The following is a 22,180-nucleotide window of genomic DNA, read 5'->3' as shown; positions in this document are numbered from 1 at the left end:
GACAGCGGCGAGTGATCGCATCGCCGCACGGCGACCAGGTCCCTGGACGGGCCGAGCCGCCGAGTCTCCACGGGTTCGCCCGGTCCTCCACGGGTTCGCCCGGTCCTCCACGGGCCGCCCGGGCCCCTCGGAGGACCCGCAGGGGCCTCCTAAGCCTCCACAGGATCGGCGCTCTGCGGCGTCTCCACCGGTCCGGTGCCCGGCGCCGGAACCCGCCCCGCTGCCCCGGCCGCCGCTCCGGCCGCCGCTCGCGCCCGCAGCTGGGCGGTGCGGCGGGCCGTGCGCAGGCCGTCCCAGGTCAGCATCGACAGCGCCAGCCAGACCAGCGCGAACCCGGCCCAGCGCTCGGCCGGCATGGACTCGTGGAAGTAGACGACGCCGAGCACGAGCTGGAAGACCGGGGCGAGGTACTGCAGCAGCCCCAGCGTGGACAGCGGCACGCGGATCGCGGCGGCGCCGAAGCAGACCAGCGGCAGCGCGGTGACGACGCCGGTGGAGGCGAGCAGCGCGGCGTGTCCGGCGCCCTCGCTCGCGAACGTCGCGTCGCCGTGCGCGCCCAGCCACAGCAGATAGGCGAGCGCCGGCAGGAACTGCACCGCGGTCTCGGCGGCCAGCGATTCGACGCCGCCCAGGTTGACCTTCTTCTTCACCAGGCCGTAGGTGGCGAAGGAGAAGGCGAGGCACAGGGAGATCCACGGCGGCCGGCCGTAGCCGACGGTGAGCACCACCACGGAGGCGGCGCCGGTGGCCACCGCCGCCCACTGCACGGGGCGCAGCCGCTCCTTGAGGACCAGCACGCCCATCGCGATGGTGACCAGCGGATTGATGAAGTAGCCCAGGGACGCCTCGACCACGTGGCCGCTGTTGACGGCCCATATGTAGACGCCCCAGTTGACGGTGATCACCGCGGCGGCGACCACGATCAGGGCGAGCTTGCGCGGCCGGCGCAGCAGTTCGCCCGCCCAGGCCCAGCGCCGTACGACGAGCAGGGCCACGACGACGAAGGCGAGGGACCACACCATGCGGTGGGCGAGGATCTCCACCGCGCCGGCGGGCTTCAGCAGCGGCCAGAACAGGGGCACCAGGCCCCACATCCCGTAGGCGGCGAAGCCGTTCAGCAGTCCTGTGCGGCTCTCGCCGCTCGGCTTGTCGGTCACGGCCCCTCCTTCTCGCCCGGCTGCGCCCGTGCAGCAAGCAAGAAGGTAGCGCCGGACACCCCCGCCTGTCATGCCCGTATCGCAATACGGTCATGACAGGCGGGGGTGGGGGATCCCGGACGCCCGGACGGGGCGGCTCAGCCCTTGAGGGCGGTGGCGATCGCCTCGGCCAGCGGGGTGGTGGGACGGCCGGTCAGGCGGGACAGGTCACCGCTGTCGACCACCAGTTCGCCCTTCTCGATGGAGGCGTCCACGTCCGCCAGGATCCCGGCGAGCGGCCCCGGCAGCCCGGCGCCGACCAGGACGTCCCGGTACTCCTCGACGCTCACCTGCCGGTAGGCGATCTCCTTGCCGGTCTGCCGGCTCAGCTCGGCGGCGAACTCGTCGAAGCCCCACGCCTCGTCCCCGCCCAGCTCGTACGTCCGGTTCTCGTGACCCTCGCCGGTGAGCACCGCGACGGCCGCCGCGGCGTAGTCGGCGCGGGTGGCGGAGGAGAGCCGGCCCGCGCCGGCGGCGTGCACCAGGGCGCCGTGCTCCAGCACCGGGGCGAGGGTCTCGGTGTAGTTCTCGTGGTACCAGCCGTTGCGCAGCAGCGTGTACGGCAGCCCGGAGGCGAGCAGCGCCTCCTCGGTGCCGCGGTGGTCGTCGGCGAGGGCGGCCTTCAGGCTGCCGGGGGCGCTGGTGTAGGCGAGCAGGGCGACACCGGCCGCCCCGGCGGCGTCGATGACGACCTGGTGCTGCTGGACGCGGCCCTTGTCGAACTCGTTGCCGGAGACGAGCAGCACCTTGTCGCCGGCGGCGAACAGGCCGTCGAAGGTCTCGGGCGCGTTGTAGTCGGCGACCGCGATCCGCACCCCGCGCGCGGCGAGGCCGGCGGCCTTCTCCGGGGTGCGCACGACCGCGGTGACCTGGTCGGCCGGGACCTTCTCCAGCAGCTGTTCCACGACGAGGCGGCCGAGGTGTCCGGTGGCGCCGGTGACGACGATGCTCATGGGGGCGAATCTCCTTGTGGGGTGGCTTCTGACACTCACCCTAGGAGGTGCACTATCGATTCGTAAGTACCCACTTTGAAGTAAGGTACCGGTATGACGGTGAGTGCGGTGGAGGCGGCGGGAGCCGCGAGGAGGAGCGCCGATCCGGCGCTGTGTCCGTACCGGCTGGTCCTGGAGCACGTCACCAGCCGCTGGGGTGTGCTCGCGCTGATCGAGCTGCTCGAACGCCCGCACCGCTTCAGCGAGCTGCGCCGCGCCATCGGCCGGGTGAGCGGGAAAGCGGTCAGCGAGAAGATGCTGACGCAGACGCTGCAGACCCTGGAGCGCGACGGTCTGGTGCACCGGGACGCGAAGCCCGTGATCCCGCCGCGCGTCGACTACTCCCTCACGGCCCTCGGTCGCGAGGCCGCCGAACAGGTGCGCACGCTGGCCCGGTGGACCGAGGCCCGCATGGCGGACGTGGAGCGGGCCCGCCGGGTGTACGACGAGGCCCGGGCCGCGCGGGGCGCCCGGGCTTAGGGCCCGTCCGACACATCCCCGCCTGCCTCAGGGGCGAACGACGGGGATGTGTCAGACAGGCCCCAGTGAGCCGTACGTCCTGTCAGCCGACGACCGTCCAGGTGTCGCCGCCGGCCAGCAGGGCGGCCAGGTCGCCCTTGCCGCGCTGCTCGATCGCGGTGTCGAGCTGGTCGGCCATCAGCGTGTCGTAGACCGGGCGCTCGACGGACCGGAACACGCCGATCGGGGTCTGGTGCAGGGTGTCCGGGTCGGCCAGGCGGGACAGGGCGAAGGCGGTGGTCGGAGAGGCGGCGTGCGCGTCGTGGACGAGGAGGTCGCCCTCGTTGCCGGGCGTCACGGCGACGACCTCCAGGTCACCGGTGCGCGGGTCGCGCACCACACCGCGGCCGCCGTCGGCACCGAAGCGGATCGGCTGCCCGTGCTCGAGGCGGATCAGGGCTTCCTCGGCGCGCTGCTTGTCCTTCAGGGCGTCGAAGGCGCCGTCGTTGAAGATGTTGCAGTTCTGGTAGATCTCGATGAGCGCGGTGCCGGGGTGCGCGGCGGCCTGGCGCAGCACCTCGGTGAGGTGCTTGCGGTCGGAGTCGATGGTCCGCGCCACGAAGGAGGCCTCCGCGCCCAGGGCGAGGGAGACCGGGTTGAACGGCGCGTCCAGCGAGCCCATCGGCGTCGACTTGGTGATCTTGCCGAGCTCGGAGGTCGGGGAGTACTGCCCCTTGGTCAGGCCGTAGATCCGGTTGTTGAACAGCAGGATCTTCAGGTTGACGTTGCGGCGCAGGGCGTGGATGAGGTGGTTGCCGCCGATGGAGAGCGCGTCACCGTCACCGGTGACCACCCAGACGCTCAGGTCGCGCCGCGAGGTCGCCAGCCCTGTCGCGATCGCCGGCGCCCGGCCGTGGATGGAGTGCATCCCGTAGGTGTTCATGTAGTACGGGAAGCGGGAGGAACAGCCGATGCCGGAGACGAAGACGACGTTCTCCCTGGCGAGCCCCAGCTCCGGCATGAACCCCTGCACCGCGGCGAGGATGGCGTAGTCACCGCAGCCGGGGCACCAGCGAACCTCCTGGTCGGACTTGAAGTCCTTCATCGACTGCCTGGCCTCGGCCTTGGGCACCAGGGAGAGCGCCTGGACGGTGTCCGCGCCGCGGGTGGACGTCTCAGCCATCGATGGCCTCCTTGAGAGCCGTGGCGAGCTGTTCGGCCTTGAAGGGCATGCCGTTGACCTGGTTGTAGGAGTGGGCGTCCACCAGGTACTTCGCCCGGACGAGGGTGGCGAGCTGCCCCAGGTTCATCTCGGGGATGACGACCTTGTCGTAGCGCCCCAGGACCGTGCCGAGGTTCTTCGGGAAGGGGTTGAGGTGGCGCAGATGGGCCTGCGCGATCGCCTCGCCCTCCGCGCGCAGCCGGCGCACGGCGGCGGTGACGGGCCCGTACGTCGATCCCCAGCCGAGCACCAGCGTGCGGGCGCCGTCGGGGTCGTCGACCTCGATGTCCGGGACCTCGATGCCGTCGATCTTGGCCTGGCGGGTGCGGACCATGAAGTCGTGGTTGGCCGGATCGTAGGAGATGTTGCCCGTGCCGTCCTGCTTCTCGATGCCGCCGATGCGGTGCTCCAGGCCCGCCGTGCCGGGGACCGCCCAGGGGCGGGCCAGCGTTCTGGCGTCCCGCTTGTAGGGCCAGAACACCTCGGTGCCGTCGGCGAGGGTGTGGTTGGGGCCGGAGGCGAACCGCACCGTCAGGTCGGGCAGCTCCTCCAGCTCCGGGATCCGCCACGGTTCGGAGCCGTTGGCCAGGTAGCCGTCGGACAGGAGGAAGACCGGGGTGCGGTAGGTCAGCGCGATCCGGGCCGCGTCCAGGGCCGCGTCGAAGCAGTCGGCGGGGGTGCGCGGGGCGACGACGGGCACCGGGGCCTCGCCGTTGCGGCCGTACATCGCCTGGAGCAGGTCCGCCTGCTCCGTCTTGGTCGGCAGGCCCGTGGAGGGGCCGCCGCGCTGGATGTCGACGATCAGCAGCGGCAGCTCCAGCGACACGGCCAGGCCGATCGTCTCCGACTTCAGCGCCACGCCGGGGCCGCTCGTCGTCGTCACCGCCAGCGACCCGCCGAAGGCGGCCCCCAGCGCCGCGCCGATCCCGGCGATCTCGTCCTCGGCCTGGAAGGTGCGCACGCCGAAATTCTTGTGCTTGGACAGCTCGTGCAGGATGTCCGAGGCCGGGGTGATCGGGTACGAGCCCAGGAAGAGCGGCAGGTCCGCCTGGCGGGAGGCCGCGACCAGGCCGTAGGCCAGGGCCAGGTTCCCCGAGATGTTGCGGTAGGTGCCCACGGGGAAGGCCTGCGAGGCGGGGGCGACCTCGTAGGAGACGGCGAAGTCCTCCGTCGTCTCGCCGAAGTTCCAGCCCGCGCGGAACGCGGCGATGTTCGCCGCCGCGATGTCCGGCTTCTTGGCGAACTTGGCTCTCAGGAACTTCTCGGTGCCCTCGGTCGGTCGGTGGTACATCCACGACAGCAGGCCCAGGGCGAACATGTTCTTGCTGCGCTCGGCCTCCTTGCGGGAGAGGTCGAACGCCTTGAGCGCCTCCACGGTCAGCGTGGTCAGCGGCACCGGGTGCAGCTGGTAGCCGTCCAGCGAACCGTCCTCCAGCGGGGACGCGTCGTAGCCGACCTTCCGCATCGCGCGCTTGGAGAACTCGTCGGTGTTCACGATGATCTCCGCGCCGCGCGGCAGGTCGCCGATGTTCGCCCTCAGGGCGGCCGGGTTCATCGCGACCAGCACGTTGGGCGCGTCGCCCGGGGTGAGGATGTCGTGGTCGGCGAAGTGGAGCTGGAAGGAGGACACACCCGGCAGCGTGCCCGCGGGGGCACGGATCTCGGCCGGGAAGTTCGGCAGCGTCGACAGGTCGTTCCCGAAGGACGCCGTCTCGGAGGTGAAACGGTCCCCCGTGAGCTGCATGCCGTCGCCCGAGTCACCCGCGAAGCGGATGATCACCCGGTCCAGACGGCGGACGTCCTTCGTTCCGGCCGCCCCGCGCTGCTCTCCTAGGACGGCTCCGTCGGCCTGTTCCGCTGGACTGCTGACCTGGCTGGTCACTGAACTGGACCTCCTTCGAGGCGGCTGTGGGAGAGGCCTTCGCGAAGACCATTCCCGGTTTCAACCCTACGACCGTCAGGTTCGCCTTCCCCGCACCGTTCGCATGCTGGACGTACCCGTGAGACGGTCCGATGCTGTGCTCTTGACGCCGTGCCGACCCGCCGGATCCTCCTTCGGAATGCTCCTCGCCCGCTCTCTCGCCGCACTCGTGATCGGCTCGACGCCGGCCGTTACTGACACAGTGTCAACCGGTCAGGAGTTCAGATAGGTGAGGACGGCGAGAACACGCCGGTGATCCCCGTCACTCTGCGACAGGCCGAGCTTCAGGAAGATGTTGCTGACGTGCTTCTCCACCGCGCCGTCGCTCACCACCAGCTGCCGGGCGACCGCCGAGTTGGTCCGCCCCTCGGCCATCAGGCCCAGCACCTCGCGCTCGCGCGGGGTCAGGTTCGCCAGGACGTCCTGCTTGCGGCTGCGCCCCAGCAGCTGGGCGACCACCTCCGGGTCCAGGGCCGTGCCCCCCTCGGCCACCCGGACCACCGCGTCCACGAACTCCCGCACCTCGGCCACCCGGTCCTTCAGCAGATAGCCGACCCCGCGGCTGGAGCCGGCCAGCAGCTCCGTGGCGTAGCGCTCCTCCACGTACTGCGAGAGGACCAGCACCCCCAGCCCGGGATGGGCCTTGCGCAGCCGCACCGCCGCCCGCACCCCCTCGTCGGTGTGCGTCGGCGGCATCCGCACGTCCGCGACGACGACGTCGGGCAGCTCGCCCGCCTCATGCAGCTCGGTGATGGTCTTGACCAGCGCCTCGGCGTCGCCGACACCGGCCACCACGTCATGCCCCCGGTCGGTCAGCAACCGGGTCAGGCCCTCTCTGAGCAGCACCGAGTCCTCGGCGATGACCACACGCACCCTGTCCTCCACGATCCTCGGCCCCCCACAGCCTCGTTCCACGGCCGTCCGTACGGACGACGGCACATGGTCCAGCATTCCAGCATCCGGACCGTGCCGCGCCCGAGCCGGGGAAGTCGGGGGCTTTCTCCGGGCCGCCGGGTGCGGGCCTCGGGGGCGCGCGAGGGGCTCGCCTCGGGGGAGTCCGGGCTCGGGACGGGTGCGCCCCGGCCCTCGGCGACCGCCCGAGTTCCCATGACTCCGGGCCCCGCCGGTCGCGACCCGTACGTTCTCGGCTCGTCGGCCGTGACCCGTACGTTCTCGGCTCGTCGGCCGTGACCCGTACGTTCTCGGCCCGCCGGCCGCGACCCGTACGGTCGCGGCCGGCGGGCCGCCGTCACACGCCTCCGGTGACTCCGCCGTCACACGGGGAACGAAGTCACCGGAGTCCGGCCGTGCTCAGCGCCGCCAGGGCAGCTCCGCCGTCACCCGGGTGGGTCCGCCGGCCGGCGAGTCCACCAGCAGGACCCCGTCCACCGCGTCCAGCCGCTCAGCCAGCCCCGCGAGCCCCGACCCGGCGGTGTCGGCGCCCCCGGTCCCGTCGTCCGTGACCTGCAGCAGCAGCCGGTCCTCGGAGCGCCACACGTCCACCGCCGCCGACCGGGCCCGGCTGTGCTTGCTGATGTTCTGCAGCAGCTCGGAGACCGTGAAGTACGCGATCCCCTCGATCGCCGGCGCCGGCCGCTCGGCCAGGTCCACCTCGACCCGCACCGGCACCGTGCAGCGGGAGGCGACCGACGACAGGGCCGCGTCCAGTCCGCGGTCGGTCAGCACCGCCGGGTGGATGCCGCGCGCCAGGTCCCGCAGTTCCTGCAGCGCCGTCTTCACCTCGCCGTGCGCCTCGTCCACCATCCGCGCCGCCGCCCGCGGGTCCTCGGCCAGCTTCTCCTTCGCCAGCCCGAGATCCATCGCCAGCGCCACCAGCCGGGCCTGCGCGCCGTCGTGCAGGTCCCGCTCGATGCGCCGCAGGTCGGCGGCGGCCGTGTCGACCACGACCCCCCGGTCCGACTCCAGCTCCACCACCCGCGCCGACAGCCGCGACGGCCCGAGCAGCCCGTGCACCAGCACCCGGTCCACCGTGGTCAGCGCCCGCACGATCCACGGCGTCGCCAGCGTCAGCAGCAGCCCCACCAGCGCGGTCACCGTGATCTCGAACGGGTTGTCGAGGTAGACGCTGTGGTGGTCGTCGCCGAAGAGCTGGATGCCGCCCTGCCCCGCCCACATCGGGAAGACCCAGAACCACAGCGGATACGTCAGCAGCGACCAGCCCAGCGACCAGAAGACCACGGCGACCACGAAGGAGAACACCGCCCACGGGAACTGCACCACCGCGTAGAGCAGGGCCCGCCAGGAGGCGCCGCTCCTGAGCACCGCCCCCGTCCAGGCCAGCACCCCCCGGCCGGACATTCGCAGCGGCTCCGGATCGCCCACCTCCAGGCCCAGCAGCCCGCGCGCCCGGACCCGCTCCAGCGCGCCGAAGCCCCGGCAGCCCACCAGCGCCCCCGCCAGCACGGGGATCCCGAGGAACGTCACCAGCAGGCCCGCGCCCAGCGACACCATCGTGACGGCGTACGTGAACAGCGCGATGCCGACCGGCAGCCCCAGCAGCACGTACCCGAGCTCCCGCCAGCTGCGCGCCTCGAAGGGCGCCCGCAGCCCCGCGGGCAGCAGATGCCGGCGTTCCGCGCCCTCGTCGCGGTACCCCGCCCCGCCCGAGGGTCCGTACCCGTACCCGTGTCCCTGCCCGTACTGCGATCCGTACTGGGTGGCCATCGACGTCGTCCCGTTCCCCTCGTGTGCCGCGTGCCGCGTGCCGCGTGTCGCGTGCCTCGTCCGTGTCTTCCGCGTCCTGCGCGTCACGTTCTCGTGGTGGTCCCGCTTGTACCTCCAGCCTGCTGGACCGCAGGTCACGGGACCATGGAGCGTGTCGGCGTCTTGGCCCGGGGGTTTTCCCTACCCCCTGCGCGCTTCCTTGCGGGACCCCTTGCCGGACGCCTCGCCGACGTTCTGGCCGGCCGTGCGTTCCCGCCAGGGCAGCTCCGCCGTGACGACGGTCGGACCGCCCTCGGGAGAGTCGACGACGAACAGCCCGTCGACGGCGTCCAGCCGCTCCGCCAGCCCCCGCATGCCCGTGCCGCCGTCCAGCCGCGCACCGCCGCGGCCGTCGTCCCGCACCTGGATCAGCAGCCGGTCCTCCGAGCGCCACACCTCCACCGACGCCGACCTCGCGCCGCTGTGCTTGCTGATGTTCTGCAGCAGCTCGGAGACCGTGAAGTAGGCGATGCCCTCGATGGCCTCGGCGGGGCGTTCGGAAAGGTCGGCCGTCACCTGTACCGGCACCGTGCAGCGCGAGGCGACCGACGAGAGGGCCGCGTCCAGACCGCGGTCGGTCAGCACCGCCGGATGGATGCCGCGCGCCAGGTCCCGCAGCTCCTGCAACGCCAGCTTCACCTCGCCGTGCGCCTCCTCGACCATCGCCGCCACGAGCTCGTCCGACTGGCCCTCCAGCAGCTTCTCCTTGGCCAGACCGAGTCCCATGGCCAGATTGACCAGCCGCGCCTGGGCGCCGTCGTGCAGGTCCCGCTCGATGCGGCGCAGGTCGGCGGCGGCCGTGTCCACCACCACGCCCCGGTCCGACTCCAGCTCCGCGATCCGCCGCTCCAGCTCGTCGGAGGGCGACAGCAGGGCGCGCACCATCGCCCGGTCCACGTTCGTCAGCCCGCGCGCGATGAAGGGCAGCACCGGCCACAGCACGAACAGGGAGGTCAGGGTGATGCAGAAGGTGAGGACGCCCCAGGGCAGCCGGATGAAGTCGTACAGGATCGTGCGCCAGCCCACCGGGTCCTTCAGCGTCAGCCACAGCCGGTTGAGCCAGCCCTGCGTGCGGCCCAGCGGCAGCCTGCTCGGCTCCTCGATCCGTACCCCGAGCAGCTTCCGCGCCCGGGCCCGCTCCAGCCTGCCCAGCTGCCGCGCCCCCGCGAGCCCGGCCGCCAGCATCGGGAAACCGATCACGGTCACGGTCAGCGGGCCGCCGACGAACACCACGCACATCACATAGACGAAGCCGAAGATCGACACCGGCAGGTTCGCCAGGAGATGCGTGATCTCCTTCCAGGTGGGCAGGCCGTAGGCGAAGCGAGCCGGCGGCAGCCGGTCCTGGCCCGGGCCGGGGTCCTGCGTCCGGGCCCCTCGGCCCTGGTCCCTGGCCCCGGAGCCGGACGCCGCCGGGCCGGCGGCGGAGGAGATAGGTGCGGTCATACGGGCTAGCGTGCCGCGTGGCGGGCCCGTGCGCCATGAGGTCGGCCGCCCAGGTCCGGCGGGGGATAACCCCACCCCGCGTCCCACCCTGTGACGGGCTGCTTACCGGCTCTTTATCAGGGCCTAGACTCCCGTGCGTACAGATCGTCGAACGCGAAGCATGCACTTCACGACAAAACAGACATCGCCGACATCACGGATGTCGAGGATGTCGCGGACATCACGAGGCCAGGGAGCGAGGGACTGACGGTGCCTGAGACGTTGCCGGAGACGGTGCGGGGGTCGACCGTCGTCGCGGCGGACTACTTCCACTCCTACTCGGTCGCCGGGCTGCTCGCCGTCGTCGGTGTGCTGTTCGTCGCCGTGGCGTTCGGCGCGGGCCGGCTGCTGCGCCCGGTCGTCCCCACGCCGGAGAAGCTCCTCACCTACGAGTGCGGTGTCGACCCCGTCGGCGAGGGCTGGGCCCACACCCAGGTCCGCTACTACGTCTACGCCTTCCTGTACGTGATCTTCGCGGTCGACTCGATCTTCCTGTTCCCCTGGGCGACGGTCTTCGCCGCCCCCGGCTACGGCGCGGCGACGCTCGTGGAGATGTTCGTCTTCCTGGGCTTCCTGACCGTGGGCCTGCTGTACGCATACAAGAAGGGCGTCCTGGCATGGACGTGAACCCCACGGTCCCGAACAGCCCGGACTCGAACGGCCCGGGCACGAGCCCCTCGGCCCCCGGGCCCGTCGCGCTGCCCGACCCCGTCACGCCGTCCGAGTCCGTCGCGCTGGAGCCGAAGCGGCTGGGTGTGCTCTCCCGCCTGGCCCCCGAACCGATGAAGGTCGTCCTCAACTGGGGCCGCCGCTACTCGCTGTGGGTCTTCAACTTCGGCCTCGCCTGCTGCGCGATCGAGTTCATCGCCGCGTCGATGGCCCGCCACGACTTCATCCGCCTCGGCGTGATCCCGTTCGCGCCCGGGCCGCGCCAGGCCGACCTGATGGTCGTCTCCGGCACGGTCACGGACAAGATGGCCCCGGCGGTCAAACGTCTGTACGAGCAGATGCCCGAGCCGAAGTACGTGATCTCCTTCGGCGCCTGCTCCAACTGCGGCGGCCCCTACTGGGACTCGTACTCCGTCACCAAGGGCGTCGACCAGATCATCCCGGTGGACGTCTACGTCCCCGGCTGCCCGCCCCGCCCGGAGGCGCTGCTCCAGGGGATCCTCAAGCTCCAGGAGAAGATCGCCAGGGAGTCGCTGGGGGAGCGGTACGGGACCGGGACGGCGCGCCCGTCGACGGCGGCGCTGCGGAGCGGGCTGGTCGCACCGCCCGCCGCCGGGGGTTCCGCCGACGGCACCGAGGGGAACGCGCGATGACCGGAGTCGGCTGGCTGCCCGCGCCCGCTGAGGAACTGTTCGGCGCGGCGGCCACGGCGGAGGAGTCCTACGACGTTCTGACGGTCGACGTACCGCCGGACGCGTGGCTGTCCGCGCTGCTGACCGCCCGCGACGAGCTGGGCTGTACCTACTTCGACTGGCTGAGCGCGGTCGACGAGCCCGGCACGGGGTTCCGGGTCTCTGCCCACGTCGTCGCCCTCGCCCCGGTACGACGGCTGCTGCTGCGCACGACGGTCCCCCACGAGGCGCCCGCCCTGCCCACCGCGGTCGACGTGTACGCGGGCGCCGCCTGGCACGAGCGCGAGACCCACGAAATGTTCGGCGTCCGCTTCGAGGGCCACCCGTCGCTGGACCACCTCCTCCTCCCGGAGACCTTCGAGGGCCACCCCCTGCGCAAGGACTTCGTCCTGGCCGCCCGCGTCGCCAAGGCCTGGCCGGGGGCGAAGGAGCCGGGTGAGTCCGACCACGGCGGGCCCAAGCGCCGGCAGATGCTCCCCCCGGGCGTGCCCGACCCCAACGAGTGGGGCCCCATGAAGGGCCGGCTCCCGGCCGCCCCGGCCCGTCCCGCGCGCGGCGCCGGCCGTACGCCGGCCGAACGGCCCGCCCGCGCGGCCGGTGACCGCCCGGTGCGCCGTACCCGCACGGCGGCCGGAGGCTCGGCGAGCCAGGCCGCACCGGACCAGGCCTCACCGGGGCAGTCCCCGGAGAGCCAGGTCCCGGAGAGCCAGGCGCCGGCGGGCCGGACCCCGGTGGACCAGGGCCCCGCGTCGGCCGAGGCGCGTTCCGCGTCCGGAGCCGCCGCCAGGCCGCGCCGGACGCGCAGCGCGAGCCAGGGGTCCGTGAGCCAGACGGCACCTGGTCCCGAGGACGCGGGCCCCGAGGCGCCGACATCGCCCGAGAGCGCCGTATCGCCCGAGAGCGCCGCGTCGCCCGAGAGCGCCGCGGCGCGGAAGCAGGCCGCGGCCGAAGGCGCCACGCCGGACGTCGCGGCGGCGGACGGACCGGCCGCGGAGGCCTCGGTGGCCCACGAACCGGTCACCCCGCCCGAAGGCGGCACCGGGACCCCTGGAGCACGGCCGTCCGGCCCTCGCCGCGCGCGGAGCGCGTCGGGGGGCTCGGCGTCCCAGCGGGCGCGGACCGCTCCCGAGGCCTCCGAGACCCCCGGCGAGTCCGCGCCGCCCACGGCCCCTACGGCCGCGCGCGGCTCGGACGCCCCCTGGCACCACGCCCGCCCGGCATTCGACGAACCGGAACCGCAGCCGAAGCGCACCCCCGAGACCACCGGCCCGGAGACCCCCGGCCCGGCAGCCCAGGCGGCCCAAGCAGGCCAGGCAGCCTCCGAAGCCCCGGAAGCCCCCGAGGACGCGGAACCCCGGGAAGCCCCCGAAACCCCTGACCACCACGAAGACCCCAAGGGAGGCCCGCAGTGAACGGCGTGGTCGACGTCGCCCTGCGACTCCTCATCGTCTTCGTGGTCTTCCTGACCTTCCCCTTGATCGTCGGTCAGACCGAGCACAAGGTGATGGCCCACATGCAGGGCCGCCTGGGCCCCATGTACGCCGGCGGCTTCCACGGCTGGGCGCAACTGGTCGCGGACGGCGTCAAGTTCGCGCAGAAGGAGGACGTGGTCCCGGCGGGCGCGGACCGCCGTGTCTTCCAACTGGCCCCCGCCGTGGCCCTCCTGCCGTATCTGCTGGTCCTCCTCGCCGTCCCGATCGGCCCCGGCGAGGGCGCCGTGGGCCAGGTCCTGGACGCGGGCGTCTTCTTCGTGCTCGCCGTGATGGGCGTCGGCGTGCTCGGCGCGCTGATGGCCGGCTGGGCCTCCGCCAACAAGTTCTCCCTCCTCGGCGGTCTGCGCACCGCCGCCCAGCTCCTCGCCTACGAACTGCCGATGCTGCTCGCCGCCGCCTCCGTGGCGATGGCGGCCGGCACCGTCTCCCTGCCCGGCATCCTCGACGCCTTCCACTGGTGGTGGGTGCCCTGGCAGATCGTCGGCGCCGTCGTCTTCTTCGTCGCCGGCCTCGCCGAACTGCAGCGCCCGCCGTTCGACATGCCCGTCGCCGACTCGGAGATCATCTTCGGCGCGTACACCGAGTACACCGGTCTGCGTTTCGCCCTGTTCCTGCTCGCCGAGTACGCCGGGATCGTCGTCCTGTGCGGCCTGACCACCGTCCTGTTCCTGGGCGGCTGGCACGGCCCCTGGGGCGCCGACGGCCTCGGCTGGGTGTGGACGCTGCTGAAGACCGCGGTCCTCGCCTTCGTCGTCATCTGGCTGCGCGTCACCTACCCGCGGCTGCGCGAGGACCAGCTGCAGAAGTTCTCCTGGACCCTCCTCGTCCCCCTCTCCCTCGCCCAGATCGCCCTCACCGGCATCGTCAAGGTGGTGATCTCCTAAATGGCCCCGATCCCCGGCTCCGGCCTCGCCAAGGGCCTGGCCGTCACCCTGCGCACGATGACGAAGAAGACCGTCACCGAGCAGTACCCGGACACCCAGCCCGACCTGCCGCCCCGCACCCGCGGCGTCATCGGCCTGTTCGAGGAGAACTGCACGGTCTGCATGCTGTGCGCCCGTGAGTGCCCCGACTGGTGCATCTACATCGACTCCCACAAGGAGACGGTCCCCGCGGCGGCCCCCGGCGGCCGGGAACGCAGCCGCAACGTCCTCGACCGCTTCGCCATCGACTTCTCCCTGTGCATGTACTGCGGCATCTGTATCGAGGTCTGCCCCTTCGACGCCCTGTTCTGGTCGCCGGAGTTCGAGTACGCCGAGACCGACATCCGCGACCTCACCCACGAGCGCGACAAGCTGCGCGAGTGGATGTGGACCGTGCCGGCCCCGCCCGCCCTCGACCCCGGCGCGGAGGAGCCCAAGGAGCTGGCCGCCGCCCACAAGACGGCCGAGAAGCTGGCCGCCCAGCAGGAGGCCGAGGCCGCGCAGGCCGTGACCGAGGAGGGGGACGAGTGAACCTCGCCGCCCAGACGCCCGGCTTCCTCTCCCCGTCCGGCGTCGAGATCGCCTTCCTCCTCGTCGGCCTGGCCACCTTCGGCGCTGCCCTCGTCACCGTCACCACCAAGCAGCTGGTGCACGCCGCGCTGTGGCTGGTCGTGGCCCTCGGCGGCCTCGCCGTCGAGTACCTCCTGCTCACCGCCGAGTTCATCGCCTGGGTGCAGGTCCTCATCTACGTCGGTTCCGTCGTCGTCCTCCTCCTGTTCGGACTGATGCTCACCAAGGCGCCCATCGGCCGCTCCCCGGACGCCGACTCGCCCAACCGCCGGGCCGCCCTCGCGGTGGCCGTCGTCGCCGCTGCCGCCCTGGTCTGGGTGGTCGTCGACGCCTTCCGCACCACCTGGATCGACCTGGACGGCGCCGCCGCCGGCACCACGAAGGTCACCGGCGAGAGCCTCTTCCAGAACTGGGTCCTGCCCTTCGAGGCCCTCTCCGTCCTGCTCCTGGCCGCCCTGGTCGGAGCGATCGTCCTGTCCCGCAAGGCCAAGGCGGAGAAGGAGAACAGGACCGAGCCGGGCCCGACCGCCCCGCAGCCGCAGCCGCCCGCCGTCCGGCTCCCCGGGGCTCGCGGCGACGACGCCACCGAGGAAGGCGCCCGCTGATGCACCTCGCCTATCCCGCCGTGCTCTCCGCCCTCCTCTTCTGCACCGGCCTGTACGGCGTCCTCGCCCGCCGCAACGCGATCCTCGTCCTGATGTCCGTCGAGCTGATGCTCAACGCCGTCAACCTGAACCTCGTCGCCTTCGACGTCTGGCTCAGCAAGGCCGCCGTCGAGACCCTGCACTCCGGGCAGGCCCTGACCCTGTTCACCATCGCCATCGCCGCCGCGGAGATCGGCATCGGCCTGGCGATCGTCCTCGCCGTGTACCGCAACCGCGGCACCTCGGACATCGACCGGCTCCGCGATGCCGCCGAGGGACCCGACGACGACCCCGACCCCGGCCACGACAGCGACGCCGCAGCGACCGCGCGGGCCGCCGAGAAGGCTGAGGCCACCACGTGACCACGACCACCCTCGCCGTCCTCGTCCCCCTCCTTCCCTTCCTCGGCGCCGCGACAGGACTGCTGCTCGGCCGCACCGCCCCCGGCTTCGTCCGCCCGCTCGCGGTCCTGCCGACCCTCGCCGCCCTCGTCCTGGCCGTGCTGGTCGCCGCCGACCAGGGCGGCGGCCGGGCGATCGACGCCGGTACCGAACTCACCCCCACCGGCTCGGTCCCCGTCGACCTCGCCCTGCACATCGACGGCTTCGCCGCGCTCGTCGCGATCCTGGTCGGCGTCGTCGCCACCTGCGTGCAGATCTACTCCACCGGCTACCTGCGCGACGACCCGCGCTACCCCTCCTACGCCGCGCTCGTCTCCCTGTTCACCTCCGCGATGCTGCTCGTCGTCTACTCGGGCGACCTGATCGTGCTGCTGGTCGGCTGGGAGATCATGGGCATCTGCTCCTACTTCCTGGTCGGCCACTACTGGGAGACCCCCGAGGCGCGCGCCGCCTCCATCAAGGCCTTCCTGGTCACCAAGCTCGGCGACGTCCCCTTCCTCATCGGCCTGTTCGCCCTCGCCACCGATGCCGGCTCCTTCCGAATCACCCCGATCCTCGGCACCGTCGCGAGCGGCGGCCTGCACCACCCGACCCTGATCGCCCTGCTGCTCCTCGCGGGCGTGGCCGGCAAGTCGGCCCAGTTCCCGCTGCACACCTGGCTGCCCGACGCGATGGCCGGCCCCACTCCGGTCTCCGCGCTGATCCACGCCGCGACGATGGTCGCCGCCGGCGTCTACTTCGTCGCCCGGCTCCTCCCCGTCTTCCAGGCATCCTCGGCCGCGATGACCGTCCTCGCCGTTATGGCCGCCGTCACCATGGCCGGCTCGGCGCTCGCCGCGCTCGCCCAGGACGACATCAAACGCGTCCTCGCCTACTCGACGATCGGCCAGCTCGGCTACATGACCGGCGCGCTCGCCGTCGGCGACCGCGGCGCCGCCGTCTTCCACCTCCTGTCCCACGGCGCCTTCAAGGCGCTGCTGTTCCTCGCCGCCGGCACGGTCATCCACGCCGCCGGCACCAACTCCCTGGCCGCCATGTCCCGCATGGGCAACCTGCGCGACCGCGTCCCGGACGCCTACTGGACGATGACCGTCGCCCTCCTCGCCCTCGCCGCGATCCCTCCCTTCAGCGGCTTCTTCTCCAAGGAATCCGTCCTCGGCGCCGCCGAGCACGCCGCCACCGGTCACACCGCCCACGCGCCCGGCGCGGCCGGCTGGATCGTCCTCGTGTCCGGCCTGCTCACCGCCGTGCTCACCGCCGCGTATGCGATGCGCCTGTGGCTGCTGGCCTTCCGCGGCCGGGGCGCCGACGCGCCCAGCCACGGCAAGCAGCCCCTGACCATGAACACCGTGCTCTGGGTGCTCGCCGTGCCCTCCCTCGCCTTCGGCGGCCTGACCTTCCGGGTGCTGCCCGACTGGTTCGGCGGCGGCTCCCTCGCCCCGGCCCTGACCACCTCCGTGCTCGGCACGGGTCTGGCCCTGGCCGGTGGCGTCGTGAGCTACGGCGCCTGGCGGCACACCACCGCGCTGGCGGCCCGCGTCCCGATGGGCGCGGTCGCCGCCCACCACGAGGCCGACGCCGGACTCGTCGAGGCCGAGGCCATCGCCAGCCACCGGCCCGCCTACGGCGACATCGCCTACGCACCCGACCCGGCGGACCCCGGACGGCTGCTGCTCGGTCCGCTGCACCGGCACGCCGCCGTCGGCTTCCACCTCGACGCCGTGTACGCGGCCCTCTTCGTCCGCCCCGTCCTCGCCGCGGCCGGTCTCGTCCGGTTCCTGGACCGCGAGGTCGTGGAGACCTACGTACGCGCCGCCGGAGGCGTACCCCGGCTGCTCGGGGCCGCCGTCCGGCGCGCCCAGACCGGCAATGTGCAGACCTATGTGAGCGCGCTGCTCGCCGGCACCGTCGTCCTGGCGGTCGCCGTCGTCCTCGTCGCCGCGGGAGCGTGAGCAGACGTGATCGGTATCAGCGAGTCCGTGATGCAGTTCCTTCTGGCGTTCCTCGTCGTCGGCCCGCTCCTGGGAGCGCTCGCCGCCCTCCTGCCGGCCCCGCCCGGACTGAAGGGGAAGTCGCCCGAGCAGGCCGTGCTCCGGCACGGCGTGACCGTCACCGGCGTGATCCTCCTCGCCGCGATCGTCCTGGCGCTCGGCTTCGACCACGACCACCCGTCGAAGATGCAGGCCACGACCGACATCAGCTGGATCCCCGCACTCCACGTGCGCGTCCACCTCGGCATCGACGGCATCTCCCTCCCCCTCGTCGTCCTGACCGCGCTGCTGACCTTCCTCTGCGCGCTCTACAGCTACTTCAAGCCGCCCGCGGGCCCGAGCCCGAAGGCCTTCGTCGCGCTGCTGCTCCTGCTGGAGTCCGGCACCCTCGCGACCTTCGCCGTCCTCGACCTGCTGCTGTTCTTCCTCGCCTTCGAGACCGTGCTCATCCCGATGTACTTCCTCATCGCCCGCTGGGGCGGCGAGGGACGGCGGGCCGCCGCCTGGCGGTTCATCCTCTACACCCTCCTCGGCTCGGTCGTCATGCTGCTCGGCCTGCTGCTGATCGGGCTGAGAGCGGGCACGTTCGACATGGTGGCACTCGCCACTGACAACGGCCGGTCACTGTCCGCGTCCGTGCAGCTCATCGCCGTGATCGCGATCGGGGTCGGGCTCGCGGTCAAGACGCCGATGTGGCCGCTGCACAGCTGGCTGCCGGACGCCCACACCGCCGCCCCGACCGTCGGCTCGGTCCTGCTGGCCGGCGTGCTGCTGAAGATGGGCACGTACGGTTTCGTCCGGATCCTGCTGCCGATCGCGCCGCACGGCTTCCACACCTTCGCGCCCTACCTCGCCGCCCTCGCCGTCGCCGGGATCGTCTACGGCTCCCTGGCCTGCCTCGCCCTCGCCAGACAGGGCTCCAAGGGCGACCTGAAACGGCTCATCGCCTACTCCTCCGTCGGCCACATGGGCTTCGTGCTCCTCGGCATCGCCACCATGACCCCGACCGGCGTGAACGGCGCCCTGTTCGCCAACATCGCCCACGGCCTCATCACCGGCCTGCTCTTCTTCCTGGTCGGCGCGCTCAAGGACCGCACCGGCACCACCGACCTGGACGCCCTCGCCCCCCTGCCGCCCGGCCACCGCCCCACGACGAGCGGCTCCGCCGCGCAGGATCGATTCCAGACGGGCGCGGCCCTCTACGGCAAGGCCCCCCGTCTCGGCGGTCTGCTCGCCTTCGGCGCGGTCGCCTCGCTCGGCCTGCCCGGCCTCGCCGGATTCTGGGGCGAGATGCTCGCCCTGTTCGGCGCGTTCGAGCCCGCCGCCGGCCTCAGCCGCCCCGCCTTCCTCACCTTCATGGCGATCGGCGCGTTCGGCACCCTCCTGACGGCCGCGTACATGCTCGTCGTGGTCCGCCGCGTCTGCATGGGCCCCGTACCGCAGAAGGCCCCGACCCTGCCCGACGTACGCGGCTTCGAGTTCGCGGCGTGGACCCCCCTCGTCGTCCTCACCGTCCTCGCCGGGCTGTGGCCCAGGGCCCTGCTCGGGCTCACCGACCCGGCCGTGCAGCAGCTCCTCGCAGGAGGCACCCGATGAGCGCCCTGGCCCAGCCGCTCGCCGCCTCGGCGGTCCAGTCCGTCGACTGGCTCGCGATCGCGCCGCCCACCCTCACCGCGGTGATCGCCCTCGCGGCGCTCGTCGCCGACCTCTTCGTGCCGCAGGCCCGCAAGCCCGTCCTCGGCTGGATCTCCGTCGCGGGTCTCACGGCCGCCGCACTCCTGCTCCTGCCGCTGCTGGACGGCGACCGCGCCACCTTCTGCCTGACCGGGCAGCCGGACGTCTGCAGCTACCGCGCCGACCACTTCACGCTCGTCATCCAGTTCCTGGTCCTCGGCGGCGCCCTCCTGGCGGCCCTGCTGTCGGTCACCGCGCTGAAGGACGCGCGCGGGGGACTGCCCGAGGGGGAGTACTGGTTCCTGCTGCTGTCCTCCGCCGCCGGAGCCGCCCTCCTGCCCGCCTCCCGGGACCTGGCGACCCTCGTCGTCGCCCTGGAGGTCGCCTCCCTGCCGGCGTTCGCCCTCGTCGGCCTCAGGCACGGCGACCGCAGGTCCTCCGACGCGGCCCTGAAGTTCTTCCTGTCCTCGGTCACCGCCACCGCCGTCAGCCTCCTCGGCGTCAGCTTCGTCTACGCCACCACCGGCACCCTGTACCTCACCCGGATCGCCGCGCGCGTCCAGCACGTCGACGGCCAGCTGCTCACCCTCGCCCGGACCGGCGTCGTCCTCACCCTCGTCGGCTTCGCCTTCAAGCTGGCCGCCGTCCCCTTCCACTTCTGGGTGCCCGACACCTACGTGGGCGCGCCCCTGCCGATCGCCGCCTACCTGTCGGTCGTCGGCAAGGCGGTCGGCTTCACCGGCCTGATCCTCGTCACCGTCGTCGCGTTCCCCTCGTACGCCGACGTCTGGGGCCCCGCGCTCGCCGCGCTGGCCGCGCTCACGATGACCGTCGGCAACGTCGGCGCGCTGCGCCAGCAGGCCACGCGCGCGTACAGCGCCGTACGGCTGCTCGCCTGGTCCTCCGTCGGGCAGGCCGGCTACCTCCTGGTGCCGATCGCCGCCGCCGGCTACGCCGAGGACCCCCGCAAGGCGATCGGCTCCACCGTCGCGTACGCCCTCATGTACGCCGCCGTGAACCTCGGCGCCTTCGCCGTGGCCGCGCTCGTGGGCCGCACCCGACGGCGCAACCGCCTCTCCGACTACCGCGGCCTGTACGCCGCCAACCCGCTGACCGCCCTCCTTCTGGCCTTCTTCCTGCTCTGCCTCGCGGGCCTCCCCCCGGGCGTCATCGGACTGTTCGCGAAGGTCACCGTCTTCTCCGCCGCCGTCGACGCCGGACTCGGCTGGCTCGCCGTCGTCATGGCCGTCAACGTCGTCATCGCGCTGTTCTACTACCTCCAGTGGACCGCCCTGCTGTTCCGCGCCCCCGAGGGCGAGGCGGGCAGGCACCGCGTCCCGGCCCCCCTCACCGCCGCCATCACCCTGACGGGCGTCATCGGCGTCGCCTTGTCCGGCGCGCCCCAGCTGGTGCTGCGCTTCGCCGCCCAGGGCCTGTTCTGAGACGGTGCGCCTGTTCTGAGACGGCGGGTCTCTTCCGAGACGGCCGGGAACCGGCTCCCGCGGCCGCCGGGCGTCAGCACGCGCGCGCGGGGCACCCGATCAGTCACGCGCGCGTGCCGGCCCGGGACCCGTTCACCCGGGCGGCCCGCGCGCCGTCGTACACGCCGGGGAACCCGGGGCCCTCGCCTGGCGTTGACCAGTACGGAAGGGTCCACTGGACGGGACAGCAGAACATCACGACACCAGTGGCACCGAACAGCAGCAAGCGAAGGGTTCCCCTGCCGCACCACTTGGAGGGCGTACCGTGCACCGCCGGCACAACGGGCTCAGGACCGCAGTACTCCTCGGGGGGCTGTCCGCGCTCATCATCGTCATCGGCAGCCTTTTCGGCCGCACCGGCCTGATCGTGGCCGTGCTCGTCGCCGTCGGCACCAACGCGTACGCGTACTGGAACAGCGACAAGCTGGCCCTGCGCGCGATGCGCGCCCGCCCGGTCAGCGAGTTCGAGGCTCCGGCCCTGTACCGCATGGTCCGCGACCTCTCCACCCAGGCCCGCCAGCCCATGCCCCGCCTCTACATCTCCCCGACCGAGGCGCCGAACGCCTTCGCGACCGGCCGCAACCCGCGCAACGCCGCCGTGTGCTGCACCGAGGGCATCCTGCGCATCCTGGACGAGCGCGAGCTGCGCGGCGTCATCGGCCATGAACTCAGCCACGTCTACAACCGCGACATCCTGATCTCCTCCGTCGCCGGGGCCCTCGCCTCCGTAATCATGTTCCTGGTCAACTTCGCCTGGCTGATCCCGGTGGGCCGCTCGGACGACGACGACGGCCCGGGCCTGCTCGGGATGCTGCTGATCATGATCCTCGGCCCGCTCGCGGCCACCCTCATCCAACTGGCCATCAGCCGCTCCCGCGAGTACGAGGCCGACGCCTCCGGCGCCCGCGTCACCGGCGACCCGCTCGCCCTCGCCAGCGCCCTGCGCAAGCTCGAAGCGGGCACCCAGCAGCTCCCGCTGCCGCCCGAGCCGCGCATCGAGACCGCCAGCCACATGATGATCGCCAACCCCTTCCGCCCGGGCCAGGGACTGTCGAAGATGTTCTCCACCCACCCGCCCATGGCGGAGCGCATCGCCCGACTCGAGCAGATGGCAGGTCGCCGACAGTGAAGACGATTCTCAACATCATCTGGGTGGTCCTCAGCGGCTTCTGGCTGTTCCTGGGCTACCTCCTCGCGGGAGTGCTGCTGTGCGTGACGGTGATCGGCATCCCGTTCGGCATAGCGGCCTTCAGGATCGGCGTCTACGCCCTGTGGCCCTTCGGGTACACCACCGTCGAGCGCCGTGACGCGGGCGCGCCCTCCTGCGTGGGCAACGTGCTGTGGCTGGTCCTGGCCGGCTGGTGGCTGGCGATCGGCCACATCGTCACGGGCATCGCGCTGTGCGTCACGATCATCGGCATCCCGTTCGGCATCGCCAACTTCAAGCTGATCCCGGTCTCGCTGCTCCCGCTGGGCCGCGAGATCGTCCGCACGGACCAGCCGTTCGCGACCCGCTGACGCCCGGGAAACGATCCACGCTCCCGGACCGGGCGCGGCGCCGCCGGCCTGGAGCGTGCCGTGGGCCGGCGCGCGGCCCAGTGCGCGCCCTGGGGCCCGAGCCCGCGGTCGGCGCGTGCCGTGGC

The 22,180-nt window shown here is 72.4% G+C and carries 20 protein-coding genes; 13 read left to right on the top strand and 7 right to left on the bottom strand.

Going from position 1 to position 22,180, the window contains the following annotated elements; genetic code table 11:
- Positions 1 to 149: 149 nt before the first annotated feature.
- Together rarD and ACH5A8_RS20005 are read right to left on the bottom strand one after the other, a co-directional pair.
- Positions 150 to 1,157, bottom strand: a complete 1,008-nt coding sequence (rarD, locus tag ACH5A8_RS20010; protein WP_399003668.1) for an EamA family transporter RarD — start codon at positions 1,155 to 1,157, stop codon at positions 150 to 152.
- Between the two features lie 137 nt (positions 1,158 to 1,294).
- Complete coding sequence (locus ACH5A8_RS20005; RefSeq protein ID WP_399003666.1) at positions 1,295 to 2,149, bottom strand: SDR family oxidoreductase; 855 nt, start codon at positions 2,147 to 2,149, stop codon at positions 1,295 to 1,297.
- A 93-nt stretch (positions 2,150 to 2,242) separates the two neighbouring features.
- Between ACH5A8_RS20005 and ACH5A8_RS20000 the strand changes: the two genes are divergently transcribed.
- Positions 2,243 to 2,668: a winged helix-turn-helix transcriptional regulator gene (locus tag ACH5A8_RS20000; RefSeq protein ID WP_399003664.1), complete on the top strand. Its 426-nt coding sequence runs from the start codon at positions 2,243 to 2,245 to the stop codon at positions 2,666 to 2,668.
- 82 nt (positions 2,669 to 2,750) lie between these two features.
- On the opposite strand, the gene ACH5A8_RS19995 is transcribed toward ACH5A8_RS20000, so the two are convergent.
- From ACH5A8_RS19995 to ACH5A8_RS19975, 5 genes are all read right to left on the bottom strand, one after another.
- Positions 2,751 to 3,830 carry a 2-oxoacid:ferredoxin oxidoreductase subunit beta gene (locus ACH5A8_RS19995; protein ID WP_399003662.1) on the bottom strand — a complete coding sequence of 360 codons (1,080 nt, stop codon included), beginning with the start codon at positions 3,828 to 3,830 and terminating at the stop codon, positions 2,751 to 2,753.
- Positions 3,823 to 5,751, bottom strand: a complete 1,929-nt coding sequence (locus tag ACH5A8_RS19990) for a 2-oxoacid:acceptor oxidoreductase subunit alpha (protein WP_399003660.1) — start codon at positions 5,749 to 5,751, stop codon at positions 3,823 to 3,825. Before ACH5A8_RS19990 ends, ACH5A8_RS19995 begins: the two co-directional genes overlap by 8 nt.
- Before the next feature lie 252 nt (positions 5,752 to 6,003).
- Positions 6,004 to 6,675, bottom strand: a complete 672-nt coding sequence (locus ACH5A8_RS19985; RefSeq protein ID WP_399003658.1) for a LuxR C-terminal-related transcriptional regulator — start codon at positions 6,673 to 6,675, stop codon at positions 6,004 to 6,006.
- Positions 6,676 to 7,101: 426 nt separating this feature from the next.
- Complete coding sequence (locus tag ACH5A8_RS19980) at positions 7,102 to 8,475, bottom strand: sensor histidine kinase (RefSeq protein ID WP_399003656.1); 1,374 nt, start codon at positions 8,473 to 8,475, stop codon at positions 7,102 to 7,104.
- A 180-nt stretch (positions 8,476 to 8,655) separates the two neighbouring features.
- Complete coding sequence (locus ACH5A8_RS19975; RefSeq protein ID WP_399003655.1) at positions 8,656 to 9,960, bottom strand: sensor histidine kinase; 1,305 nt, start codon at positions 9,958 to 9,960, stop codon at positions 8,656 to 8,658.
- A gap of 243 nt (positions 9,961 to 10,203) precedes the next feature.
- Here ACH5A8_RS19975 and ACH5A8_RS19970 point away from each other — a divergent pair, with 243 nt between their 5' ends.
- The 12 genes from ACH5A8_RS19970 (at position 10,204) to ACH5A8_RS19915 (ending at position 22,055) form a co-directional block, all read left to right on the top strand.
- The gene (locus tag ACH5A8_RS19970; protein WP_399003960.1) at positions 10,204 to 10,626 is read left to right on the top strand and encodes an NADH-quinone oxidoreductase subunit A; all 423 of its coding nucleotides are present in this window, start codon (positions 10,204 to 10,206) and stop codon (positions 10,624 to 10,626) included.
- A complete protein-coding gene (locus ACH5A8_RS19965) occupies positions 10,617 to 11,321 on the top strand; it encodes an NADH-quinone oxidoreductase subunit B (RefSeq protein ID WP_399003653.1) in 705 nt (234 codons plus the stop codon). The genes ACH5A8_RS19970 and ACH5A8_RS19965 overlap by 10 nt, the downstream gene beginning before the upstream one ends.
- Positions 11,318 to 12,772, top strand: a complete 1,455-nt coding sequence (locus ACH5A8_RS19960; protein WP_399003651.1) for an NADH-quinone oxidoreductase subunit C — start codon at positions 11,318 to 11,320, stop codon at positions 12,770 to 12,772. Before ACH5A8_RS19965 ends, ACH5A8_RS19960 begins: the two co-directional genes overlap by 4 nt.
- Positions 12,769 to 13,737, top strand: coding sequence for an NADH-quinone oxidoreductase subunit H (locus tag ACH5A8_RS19955; RefSeq protein WP_399003649.1), 969 nt, complete (start codon positions 12,769 to 12,771; stop codon positions 13,735 to 13,737). The genes ACH5A8_RS19960 and ACH5A8_RS19955 overlap by 4 nt, the downstream gene beginning before the upstream one ends.
- Positions 13,738 to 14,307, top strand: coding sequence for a NuoI/complex I 23 kDa subunit family protein (locus ACH5A8_RS19950; protein ID WP_399003647.1), 570 nt, complete (start codon positions 13,738 to 13,740; stop codon positions 14,305 to 14,307).
- On the top strand, positions 14,304 to 14,951 hold the full coding sequence (locus tag ACH5A8_RS19945; protein ID WP_399003645.1) for an NADH-quinone oxidoreductase subunit J: 648 nt from the start codon (positions 14,304 to 14,306) through the stop codon (positions 14,949 to 14,951). Before ACH5A8_RS19950 ends, ACH5A8_RS19945 begins: the two co-directional genes overlap by 4 nt.
- The gene (gene nuoK, locus ACH5A8_RS19940; protein WP_399003643.1) at positions 14,951 to 15,352 is read left to right on the top strand and encodes an NADH-quinone oxidoreductase subunit NuoK; all 402 of its coding nucleotides are present in this window, start codon (positions 14,951 to 14,953) and stop codon (positions 15,350 to 15,352) included. The genes ACH5A8_RS19945 and nuoK overlap by 1 nt, the downstream gene beginning before the upstream one ends.
- Positions 15,349 to 17,343: an NADH-quinone oxidoreductase subunit L gene (locus tag ACH5A8_RS19935; RefSeq protein WP_399003641.1), complete on the top strand. Its 1,995-nt coding sequence runs from the start codon at positions 15,349 to 15,351 to the stop codon at positions 17,341 to 17,343. The genes nuoK and ACH5A8_RS19935 overlap by 4 nt, the downstream gene beginning before the upstream one ends.
- A gap of 6 nt (positions 17,344 to 17,349) precedes the next feature.
- The gene (locus tag ACH5A8_RS19930; protein WP_399003639.1) at positions 17,350 to 18,978 is read left to right on the top strand and encodes a NuoM family protein; all 1,629 of its coding nucleotides are present in this window, start codon (positions 17,350 to 17,352) and stop codon (positions 18,976 to 18,978) included.
- Entirely contained in the window at positions 18,975 to 20,498 is a 1,524-nt protein-coding gene (locus tag ACH5A8_RS19925; RefSeq protein WP_399003637.1) for an NADH-quinone oxidoreductase subunit N, read from the top strand. The genes ACH5A8_RS19930 and ACH5A8_RS19925 overlap by 4 nt, the downstream gene beginning before the upstream one ends.
- Positions 20,499 to 20,802: 304 nt before the next feature.
- On the top strand, positions 20,803 to 21,666 hold the full coding sequence (gene htpX, locus ACH5A8_RS19920; protein ID WP_399003635.1) for a zinc metalloprotease HtpX: 864 nt from the start codon (positions 20,803 to 20,805) through the stop codon (positions 21,664 to 21,666).
- Positions 21,663 to 22,055 carry a YccF domain-containing protein gene (locus ACH5A8_RS19915; RefSeq protein WP_399003633.1) on the top strand — a complete coding sequence of 131 codons (393 nt, stop codon included), beginning with the start codon at positions 21,663 to 21,665 and terminating at the stop codon, positions 22,053 to 22,055. The genes htpX and ACH5A8_RS19915 overlap by 4 nt, the downstream gene beginning before the upstream one ends.
- The last annotated feature ends 125 nt before the right edge of the window (positions 22,056 to 22,180 follow it).

Origin of the sequence: Streptomyces sp. NPDC018610, assembly GCF_044391765.1 — a bacterium.
In the GTDB taxonomy this organism is placed as follows: Bacteria; Actinomycetota; Actinomycetes; order Streptomycetales; family Streptomycetaceae; genus Streptomyces.
Note: the sequence above shows the minus strand (reverse complement) of the source record. Positions and strands in the feature narration are given on the sequence as shown.